This is a genomic window from Brasilonema bromeliae SPC951, assembly GCF_012912135.1.
In the GTDB taxonomy this organism is placed as follows: Bacteria; Cyanobacteriota; Cyanobacteriia; order Cyanobacteriales; family Nostocaceae; genus Brasilonema; species Brasilonema bromeliae.
In genome coordinates this window covers 1-9955 of sequence record NZ_QMEB01000242.1, presented here as the reverse complement: position 1 = coordinate 9955, position 9955 = coordinate 1, and the positions used below count along the sequence as shown (strand labels likewise).

Sequence of the window (9955 nt, the reverse complement as noted above, 5' to 3'; positions counted from 1 at the left end):
GAGTAGACATTGTGGAGGGTTGTCCATCCTTGTCTATGAAAAATGAAGCGGAACGCTTAACAGGGAATAGGGAACAGAGAACAGGGAACTCTGAAATTTACAAATTTTGAGTAAGTTTAGCAAAGTTTTTGACGATTCAGTTATGCTCCCATTGAACCACGAGTGACACCAAGCTGATTTTGCAACTTTAACTCTCGCCACAGTTGAGAGCCAGTCATTTCCCCCTGCAGCAGTTGTTGATAACGATGTATTGTTTGTGTCATTGTTTCAGGTGTCTCATTGAGAAATTCAATCCGAAAATTGCGTACACCAAGCTCTATAAAATGCTGTACGTATTCTGCTGCCGTTTGAGCAGTGCCATTAAATACAGTATTCCGACAACCTGCGTCGGCTTGGAGAATGTGTTCTGTCCCTACCCTATCCCGCAATTTTACTTCATGCTTCTCACAGGGGCGTCCGCAGTTGGTGTAGTCAGTCCCCTGAGATAAAAAAGCACAAAAGACGCAATGCTCCATATGGAACATGGGCATATGTTGATGAATTGTTACTTCAAACCAGTGAGGTGGACAACTTGTCAGCAAGTCTTCTAACTGAGTTATGTTCAAATCGTAAGACGCTGTTACCCGTTCTAAACCAAATTGATGCTGAAAGTAGTCCGCCGTCAAGGGATTAGCAACGTTGAGAGAGAAATCTCCTATGCAACGCTCATTGGCAAAAAACTGGAGGTGGTCATAGTTCCGTACCAGATAACCATCCGCCTCACAGGAACGCACCAGTTGCAAAATCCAATTTTCCCCGGGTTTGGTAATTCTCGGAGGCGCAACCCAGATCGAGTGCTGAGTATTTGCTTTGCTTGCTTGGCGTACCATCTGCACTGCTTCTGGGTAAGCGCGGGGGTCTTCAAATTCACAGTAGAGGGTTTCGATTCCCGCTTCCAGTGCAGCTTGTAGTTGCTTGAAGTTTCGCACAAGCACAATCAGCGATGGGGAGTTGGGAGTCGCTTGCACTTTTGAAGTGGAAGGGAGCAAGTCTTGTAGAGAAGCATGAAAGTTAAGTCGCCAGCGTTTGGGTTGGGAACGCAACTCTTCCAACTGTGCGACAATCTCCCGCCGTAAACGGTTCAACTCACTAACGGGTAGCATGAACGCACCATTGAGGTGATTTGTCAAACTTCCTAGATAAAAGGGAGTATTGCCAAGACGAGCAAACTGTTCGTGTAAACGTTCTGGGGTGAGGGGTTTGGTGTGCGCCTCCTCAAGGGGGATTGTAGATTCTACCTGGACAATGTGACCGAGTTCGTCGCGGGCGATCGCAGTTACTGACTGACCAACTTCTCCATACACCTCTATGTGAATTGGACGCTGAAACTGCGGATTTTCTCCAGCAAAACTTTGACGTAGTTGCTTATCAAGTTCTGGGTCGTTGGTTTTCCAAATTTTGTCCCCTACGTGTATTCGTCGCAAGTTGAGATCACGGCGACCAAAAGTCAGCACTGTCTCCTTAGCTTTTTGTTCCACCGCATAAACTCGACCGCCTTGTTCCTGCGCCTCTGGGTGACCGCAGTCAAAAACAACACCATCACCCGGCTTAACTGGGGCTTGTAACCGTACTATGACTTTTTCGTTACTGATGCGAGTGACTTCGCCCAAGTAAACTCCGCGCTTTTTACCAAAGTGAGCATGAACGAGTTCCTGATTGTTAACACCGCGAAACCAACCCGTATACTGTCCGCGAGAAAACGCCATCTCCAAGTTGTAGTGTTCTTGAAAAGATGTGGAGAATTTCTTCTTGTCTCCTACATCCAAATCCGCCATCACCCGATCCAGGGCTTCTCGATAAACACGAGTCACATTGGCGACATACTCTGGTGTTTTCAAGCGACCTTCAATTTTCAGACAACTGACCCCGGCTTGAACCAATTCTGGCAGTATCTCTAACCCAGCCAAGTCTTGAGGACTCAGCAGATATTTGCGATTTCCTAAATCCACAACTTTGCCATCTGAGATTAACTCGTAGGGCATTCGGCAAGCTTGGGCACATTCGCCACGGTTGGCAGAACGTCCCCCTAAAGCTTCACTCGTCAAGCATTGACCGGAATATGCTACACACAAAGCACCATGAACAAAAACTTCCAGAGGAAGTGAGGCTTGGTGTTCTGGAAGCTGGCGCTGGATTTTCTCAATTTCCTTCAGGGAGCATTCACGAGCAAGTACTACCAATTGACACCCCAAGGATTTAGCAAATTCCACTCCTGCTGCACTCGTGATCGTCATCTGCGTGGAAGCATGGATGGGAAAATCTGGAGATAGGTGACGAATGAGACGACAAATCCCGATATCTTGAACAATCACCGCATCCACACCTGCACTGATAATCGAACGAAGATATTGCTCTGCTTCTCTAAGTTCTTGGGGAAAAATCAGTGTATTCAGGGTGACATAGCCCTTCACACCTCGACGGTGCAGAAATTCCATCAACTTGGGCAAATCTGCCTCCGTAAAGTTTTGCGCCCGCATTCGCGCATTAAACCGATCCAACCCAAAATAAATAGCATCTGCCCCATTTTCCACAGCAGCTTTTGCACAGTCCCAGTAACCTGCGGGGGCGAGTAGTTCAGGGCGACCAAAGGTAGGTAAAGTCATTTTAGGGGTTGGTTTGCGATCGGCTTTCATCAAGTTGAGGATGGATTAGAGAGCACCATTGCGATTCTATCGCTTGTGGTCATTGATGGTGGAGAGAAGGTTTGCAATCCTTATTGGAACGCCTTGCATCCTCTCAACTTTTTTGTAATTATTCACAGTCAAAAAAGTAGATAATTATCTCTTAAGCACCTATCAAACTAATCATCAGCCCAGTCAAAACAATCACAGTCAAAATAATATAAATGATATCTCGCTGACGCATAAAAGCTAATAAGGAAAAAGCAACTCTAGCAACAGGAGTAGCAATTAATAACAACAATCCAAGTTGAATAATGCCACGACGACGACCTGATAATGCTGAATTTGCAACTCCTTCAGGAGAAGTGAACGCTGGAGGCTCACCGCGAAAAATTTGATAATTTGGAGCTTCCTTACCATGATAAATTAGGTACAACACTCCGCCGAATAAAACGATAGCAGTAGCGATAAGTACCCCGTATCTCAATAAATTACCAACCAAAATTTCGACTTGTCTTTCACTCAAATTACGTCGAGTTTGGGACACTTTAAATCCTCCCTAGGAAGCCGTTATAAATCATTTGAATAGCTAACAGCACAATAACAATACTAAAAATATTTCTTAAAACGTCTACTCTGGCTTTTACCAATACCCTAGCTCCCAACAATGCGCCTAAAAGTACTCCTAACATGACAGGCATTGCTAGTCCAGGATCGATGTAACCTCGTTTTAGATACACACCCGCACTCGCTGCTGCTGTCACCCCAATCATAAAATTACTGGTAGTAGTGGAAACCTTAAACGGAATCCGCATAAATTGATCCATCGCTAGTACCTTGAGTGCGCCAGAACCAATACCAAGTAACCCGGAAAGCACTCCGGCGACAAACATGAGACTAAATCCTACAGGAACAGCACGAACATTGTAAGGTTGTTCACTTTCAGGTGTTGGATAAGTGCTATTTAACTTTAAACGAGTTGCTAAGGGATCAGGTGGAGTATCATCTGCGTGTTCAGAACGAGGTTGACGTGATAGGTAGGCACTGTAAAGTAAAACAAATCCAAACACCACAGCGAGTATCCTGGTGGGAACAAAAGCGGCTATAGTTGCGCCTGTAATCGCTCCAAATGTTGTTGCTACTTCCAAAAACATTCCCAAGCGTAAATTGGTATAGCCTTCTTTAACGTATGCAGAAGCAGCACCTGAAGAAGTTGCGATTACCGATACCAGAGAAGCACCTATTGCGTAACGAATGTCAACGCCAAAGACTATAGTTAACAAGGGGACAAGTACCACTCCACCGCCTAAGCCTGTCAGTGCTCCCAAAAAGCCTGCGGTGGCAGAACTAAGCCAAACCAATAGAGTAAATTCTAAAATATTCAAACAATCGCACCTTCGCTTTTGAATGAAACGTTGGTTATCAAACAGTTCAATGGCAACGCTTGCATTGTATATTAAAGCAGTCTCCTAATTCCATCAGATTAAGAATTTTACGCCCGTTAACATAAAGCTGTAGTAGATAAACAGATCCCCCTTTTCCACATCCTATGAACAGTCAAAACCTACGCCTGTTGATTTTTGAATGCGTAAATTGTGCTCAAGACGCAACTAGGGGCAACATCCCCGCGATTCCCCTTTCTACAAGAGTCATCCCAGAGGCGCTGCCCCTAGCAATTGTTCAAAAGATTATGCTAATTGTATTTACTCAGCAGTTGCGAGTTCAGTACTACCGCGTGTACGACGACGTGTGATGCTGTTGTAAAGCATGAGTCCAATGGCTTTGATGAGATTGCCTTCCAACTCTTGGAACATCTTCATGTTCATGCCAAAGGCGGCGTTTGCTTCATCAACAATGTGATCAGCAGTCGCATCATCTATTGGTAGTTCATCCAAAGCTTGACGGTATTTTGCTTTGAACCCCTTCTCATCTGGAATCTCATCAAATTCATAGAAGGCGGTTCCTCCGTCAGAAAGGTTCATCGCAGTTTCAGCAATTCCTTTGAGAATTTGTCCACCAGATAAATCCCCTAGGTATCGGGTGTAAGAGTGAGCAACTAATAGTTCTGGTTCTTTTTCAGAGATTTCCCGAATCCGTTCTACGTAGGCTTTACCAGCCGCAGATAGTTGGATTTGCTCGCGCCAGTTTACCCCGTAGTAGTAAGTGAGGTCTTGCTCTAAAGTTTCCTTACGGTGAAGTTGAGGAAAATTGATTTTTGAAACAATCGGATGATTGGCGTGCTTCTCCATCTCCTCTTCCATCGCTGAGTAGATGAAGTAGAAGTTAGCTACCAGCTTCCGATAGGAGTTTTTTTCTACGACTCCTTTTAAAAAACACTTGACAAAACCAACATTTTCTGCCATTGTGTGGGCTTTTTTCGTCCCGACACGTAATTTTGTTGCTAAATTGCTGCTCATGCTAAAATGCTCGACTATAAAATGTCAACTGCTGAAGTCTAATTTACGAACGGCTACAAAAGCCACTAAAACGTTACAGTAGAACTATTTGATGAGAAATTATATTAAAAATGTTTAAGTTGAGATCATCCGAGATATTTCTAAGTTCCTAGTGATAAGTGTTGAGAGCAATTTTTGATGTCACCCAGTAGTTTACAATATCTTTATAAATACAAAAAAATACTTAAAAAATACTTACAACGACTTTGAGTGAAAAATGAAACAATAAATAGTAAAGTTTGCCGATTGAAAGGCGTCCAGCAGGAATAGTTAAATATTATTGAATATTGTTGAAAGTGCTATTCTCCAGTGTAAGTGTGTGGGGTTTTTCTATTTATGGTTTCATACATAACTCGAACTCAAGGTACTATCTCAGGGAATTCAACGACCAATATTGATGAATCGGAAAAGAAAGTTAACGAGGGCGGTTTTGGGTTGAACTTAACATCACTTCTGGGTACACCCCTGTTTGGTACAGATGGTATTCGGGGACGAGTGGGAGACTTGCTAGGTGCACCCTTAGCATTACAAGTGGGCTTTTGGGCAGGTACTGTTTTGCGTAGTCATGCTTCAAACCCAGGACCAGTTATCCTTGGACAGGACTCCAGAAACTCTAGCGATATGCTGGCGATGTCTTTGAGTGCAGGGTTAACAGCCGCAGGATTAGAAGTTTGGCATTTGGGGCTATGTCCTACCCCTTGCGTTGCATATCTCACCAGCATCACCAATGCGATAGGTGGGGTGATGATTTCTGCTAGCCACAACCCGCCAGAAGACAACGGCATTAAATTTTTTGGCGCGGATGGGATGAAGCTATCCCAAGCTTTGCAAACGGAAATAGAAGCAGGAGTGCGTGGTATGGCTTCTGCCAACTGTAATCATTGCGGACGGTATTACTCGCGCTTGGACTTAGTGGGAAGTTATGTTGAGGCGTTGAAAAAACCCCTGCACGGTGTCATGAATTTTCAGGGCATGAAAATTGTTTTAGACTTGGCATGGGGAGCAGTTGTTGGTTTAGCACCATCGGTATTTAAGGAGATGGGGGCAGAAGTGATCTACTTACATAACGAACCAGATGGCGATCGCATCAACGTCAACTGCGGTTCCACTCACCTCGGAATTCTCCAAGCAGCAGTCCAAGAACACAATGCCGATTTAGGTTTTGCTTTTGATGGTGATGCAGACCGCGTTTTAGCTGTAGACAACACCGGAAGACAAGTCAATGGTGATTACATCCTGTACCTGTGGGGACAAAAGCTAAAGCAAAAGCAACAACTACCAAGTGACCTCATTGTTTCCACTGTTATGGCAAACTTAGGTTTTGAGAGAGCATGGAAGCAAGTCGGTGGTCAATTCATTCGCACAGCAGTTGGTGATCAGTACGTCCAGGCGGAAATGCTGCGGACTGGAGGAATGCTTGGGGGCGAACAATCCGGTCATATCCTTTGCCGTCACTATGGTATGACAGGAGATGGTTTACTCACAGCCCTACATATAACAGCTTTGGTGCAACAAGCTGGCGTTCCTTTATCAGAAATGGTGTCTCAAAGCTTTCAAACCTATCCGCAACTGTTACAAAATGTCCGAGTCGAAGACAAATCCAAGCGTTTGGGATGGAAAGAATGTGAACCTTTGCAACAGGCGATCGCCCGCGCCGAAGCAGCAATGGGAGATTCTGGCAGAGTTTTAGTCCGCGCCTCTGGTACGGAACCTCTGATTCGAGTTATGGTGGAAGCCGAAGCCGCTGAACTTGTTAATTATTGGACAAATGAATTGGTGACGCAAGTTCAACAGCACTTAGTGGCTTAAAAATCAAGACTGTTCAGTTAAGGATTATTTTGAAAGACTTCACACGTGTAGAGACGTTGTCCTTCGGATTCGCCAGTCGCCTGCGGAGGAGCCAGTACTGCAGGAGGGTTTCCCTCCATAGGTATCTGGCGTTGGAAACCCTCCCGCAGCGCTGGACTCACATGCAACGTCTCTACAAACATTATGTATTTTGTCATCAGCAACCGTATTGGCTGAAAAATAATCTTTTTGCAAAAAGTCTATTGAGCAAATAACAAAAACGTTGTTTGCACCAATCCCACAATAAAGCCTAAAACACCTCCTAAATTCACAATTGCCTGTAATTCATTTTTGACAATTCCCTCAATTGCTGCTTCTAAATCAGCAGGCGAAGTTGATTTCACGCGGTCAACAATTACTTGGTCAATTGCCAAAATGGGAATTGCCTGAGCTACAATTGCTTCCAAGTCTTTCTCCAAATATCGCTCTAAAACAAGAGCCAGTTCTTTGCTAACCACTTCCAGTGAAGCATTCACAACAGGAGAGGAACTGAGGCGATTCACCAGCAACATACCAATATTTTCCCAGTCAACGGAACTACCTAATCCTTGGAGTAAATCGCTACCGCGTGTTTGCACGTAATGGCGGACGCTTTCGCGTGTCGTCTTTCGCAGTTGTCGTACTGTACCTATTGGCAAATTTTCCAAAGAAAAACTTTGTAGAAGTTGCTTGAGGCGATCGCGCACCTGTAACTGTTGAATCAATTCCTGCAAGCGAGCATTAGTAGCATCTTTTTCATCCAAGCAGTAAGTCCGTAGGCGCGTTAAAGTATTGCGTAAACCAAACAGATTTGCCACAACCCAATAGGTACCGCTGGTTTTTTCCCGAAAACTTTCGTCAATAGTTTGGATTGTGCGATCTGTCAAAAAGTCAATGACTGCTAGTCGCAAAATCTCCGGCGGTATGACGACTTGCAACAGCCAATCAGCAAGGCGGCTGGCTTGTTCTTCAGTAAGTTGAAAGTCCAGTAATATCTGGTCAAAAACTTGATTAACTTGCGCCTCTAAAAAATCTTCTCGCCGCGCCAATACCTTCAAAAGACGTGGTAAAGATTCTCCTAACAAATCCCGCAAAATTCCCGACAATATTTTAGCAGTTTTCTGCTCTTTATCGGATTTTAGTTGGTCAATTGCCAGTCGCAATATCCAGAGAATTGCTCCTTGGATGCGTTCTGTTTGCAACAGTCGCCGCGCTAGTTTTTGCAACTCTTGGGGTGTCAGTAGCGACCCCATAATTGTATCCGAGACATTCTTAGCAAGCCGTTCCTGGTTGCGGGGAATCAATCCAGGTGTAAAGGGTATCTTTCGTCCACCGATGTAAATTGCACGGTAGGGACGAAATAACATTTTGATGGCTATATCGTTAGTGAAGTAGCCAATAATTCCACCCACTATTGGGGGAGAGACATAAAGCCAAAGATGAGACCAATCCAAAGTCATTAGTCATTAGTTATGAGTTATTAATCATTAGTGAATTACTAATCACTAAATAATGAACAACTACTAAGCTTTCGTTATCACTAGCATTTCCATCATACCTAAAATAACGCGGGAGGCATGAAGCCAAGGCAGAGTTTCAAGAAATAAAATGTTGTTTTAAGCGTGGTATCTATTTTCAGAAAGTCGATAGCAGAAAAACAAGTCAGATTTGTCCTAATTGTGGAACCGAAACAGGCAAAAAAGAGTTGTCACGCGTTCATGTTTGTGAGAATTGCGGCTACACAACGGATAGAGATGTAGCAGCCGCTCAAGTCGTCCTCAATAGAGGGTGTGCAGTCGTTGGGTAAACGATCAAGATGCGCGTAGGAAAGTAAGTTTAGTAGAACTCCTCTCCTATGATTCAAGAATCCCACGCTACGCTAAAGCCGTGGGAGGTCAATAATTTTATAAGGATTTTGGCTATGAAAATACTCGTTATCCGCAATCAGCGGTAGATAAACAACAGCCCCATCCCAGCGATCGCCACCAACACGCCCAGAATTGCCCGTAGACTGATTTTTTCTCCAATAAAGAAAGCAAACGGCAGGACAAACAGAGGACTCGTAGCATTGAGGGACTTAGCAATGGCTGCAGGACTGAATTTAAGAGAGATTTGTTGCAGCCAAAAGCCCAAGTAAGTACTCAGAAAAGCACACAGTATAACGATGCCCAGTATCCGCCCAGACCGCAATTCTTTTAGAGAGGCGCGGACTGGTTCTCGCTTCATCGGCAGCCACAACAGCAGTATTAATACCCCACCCACTAGCCGTACCATCGCACTCCACAGGGAATTAATAGTTGTTTCTGCCAGCGCTGCACGGGATAAAACTGCACCCATTGCGTCTGTGAATGCTGATAACAGAGCAAAGCTGACACCAACAATCAGCTTGTCATTGATAGTAGCATTTTTAACTCGTTCGCTAATTACCCAAGCCACACCTAAAATAGTTAACAAAATACCAACCCAAGCAACATATGACAGTTGTTCGTGCAAAAAAATAGTCGATACAATTGCAGCCATCGGTGGACCTAATGTCTTCAATAGCAGCGTCTGTCTTGCTCCCAAGCTGTTCAATGCCGCAAAATAAGCAGTATCACCAACACCAATTCCGACAGCACCGCTGAGAAGTAGGAGTATGAAGCGGATTGAGTCAATTGCTGGCAGCAGTTGCTCACCACTCAAAAGGATGGTGAGGAAAGCCATCGCAATTGCGATCGCACCTTTGCTCAAGTTCATCGCCAGCGGGAAAATTTTCTTTCCTAAGCGACTGTAGATAACTGAAGTCAGCGCCCACAAAAACGCCACTCCCAGAGCTGCCAGTTCTCCCTTAAAATTCATTAAAAATAAGTCAGAAAAATTTGCCAGCATAAAACATCTAACCTCCATGAAGCATCGCCATGCCAGAAAATGAAGCGAGTAAACAAAAGGTGCAGAAGATGGCTAGTCATAAAAAGGTAAAGTTCGGTAATGACGAGCTATCAGAGGGTAGATGCGCTCCCTGAGTCTGGGGAT

The 9955-nt window shown here is 44.4% G+C and carries 8 protein-coding genes and 1 pseudogene; 2 read left to right on the top strand and 7 right to left on the bottom strand.

All coding sequences use genetic code 11. From position 1 onward, the window contains the following. Positions 1 to 140: 140 nt before the first annotated feature. The 4 genes from DP116_RS23735 to DP116_RS23720 all read right to left on the bottom strand — a co-directional run bounded on the left by DP116_RS23735 (position 141) and on the right by DP116_RS23720 (position 5077). Positions 141 to 2672, bottom strand: a complete 2532-nt coding sequence (locus tag DP116_RS23735) for a U32 family peptidase (RefSeq protein ID WP_169157507.1) — start codon at positions 2670 to 2672, stop codon at positions 141 to 143. A gap of 151 nt (positions 2673 to 2823) precedes the next feature. Continuing rightward, positions 2824 to 3207: a DUF1634 domain-containing protein gene (locus DP116_RS23730; RefSeq protein WP_169157504.1), complete on the bottom strand. Its 384-nt coding sequence runs from the start codon at positions 3205 to 3207 to the stop codon at positions 2824 to 2826. Between the two features lies 1 nt (position 3208). Beyond that, entirely contained in the window at positions 3209 to 4045 is an 837-nt protein-coding gene (locus tag DP116_RS23725; protein WP_169157503.1) for a sulfite exporter TauE/SafE family protein, read from the bottom strand. Between the two features lie 318 nt (positions 4046 to 4363). Further along, positions 4364 to 5077, bottom strand: a complete 714-nt coding sequence (locus DP116_RS23720) for a biliverdin-producing heme oxygenase (protein WP_169157502.1) — start codon at positions 5075 to 5077, stop codon at positions 4364 to 4366. A 375-nt stretch (positions 5078 to 5452) separates the two neighbouring features. Between DP116_RS23720 and glmM the strand changes: the two genes are divergently transcribed. Next, positions 5453 to 6925 (top strand): phosphoglucosamine mutase, encoded by a 1473-nt coding sequence (gene glmM / locus DP116_RS23715; protein WP_169157501.1) that lies wholly within the window; start codon positions 5453 to 5455, stop codon positions 6923 to 6925. Positions 6926 to 6942: 17 nt separating this feature from the next. Here the strand turns inward: glmM and DP116_RS23710 are convergent, their stop codons facing one another. Beyond that, the gene (locus tag DP116_RS23710; RefSeq protein WP_169157500.1) at positions 6943 to 7122 is read right to left on the bottom strand and encodes a hypothetical protein; all 180 of its coding nucleotides are present in this window, start codon (positions 7120 to 7122) and stop codon (positions 6943 to 6945) included. A gap of 42 nt (positions 7123 to 7164) precedes the next feature. Beyond that, complete coding sequence (locus DP116_RS23705) at positions 7165 to 8403, bottom strand: DUF445 domain-containing protein (protein ID WP_169157499.1); 1239 nt, start codon at positions 8401 to 8403, stop codon at positions 7165 to 7167. A 149-nt stretch (positions 8404 to 8552) separates the two neighbouring features. Between DP116_RS23705 and DP116_RS23700 the strand changes: the two are divergent. After that, a pseudogene (locus DP116_RS23700) lies at positions 8553 to 8750 on the top strand (zinc ribbon domain-containing protein); the annotation flags it as partial. A gap of 137 nt (positions 8751 to 8887) precedes the next feature. On the opposite strand, the gene DP116_RS23695 reads toward DP116_RS23700, so the two are convergent. Next, entirely contained in the window at positions 8888 to 9811 is a 924-nt protein-coding gene (locus DP116_RS23695; protein ID WP_246275764.1) for a DMT family transporter, read from the bottom strand. Positions 9812 to 9955: the final 144 nt, after the last annotated feature.

What these genes read in the sequence shown, in the direction of transcription:
- DP116_RS23695 (WP_246275764.1), bottom strand. Translation starts at nt 9,811, where the DNA reads ATGCTGGCAAATTTTTCTGACTTATTTTTAATGAATTTTAAGGGAGAA.
- DP116_RS23735 (WP_169157507.1), bottom strand. Translation starts at nt 2,672, where the DNA reads ATGAAAGCCGATCGCAAACCAACCCCTAAAATGACTTTACCTACCTTT.
- DP116_RS23720 (WP_169157502.1), bottom strand. Translation starts at nt 5,077, where the DNA reads ATGAGCAGCAATTTAGCAACAAAATTACGTGTCGGGACGAAAAAAGCC.
- DP116_RS23705 (WP_169157499.1), bottom strand. Translation starts at nt 8,403, where the DNA reads ATGACTTTGGATTGGTCTCATCTTTGGCTTTATGTCTCTCCCCCAATA.
- glmM (WP_169157501.1), top strand. Translation starts at nt 5,453, where the DNA reads ATGGTTTCATACATAACTCGAACTCAAGGTACTATCTCAGGGAATTCA.
- DP116_RS23710 (WP_169157500.1), bottom strand. Translation starts at nt 7,122, where the DNA reads ATGACAAAATACATAATGTTTGTAGAGACGTTGCATGTGAGTCCAGCG.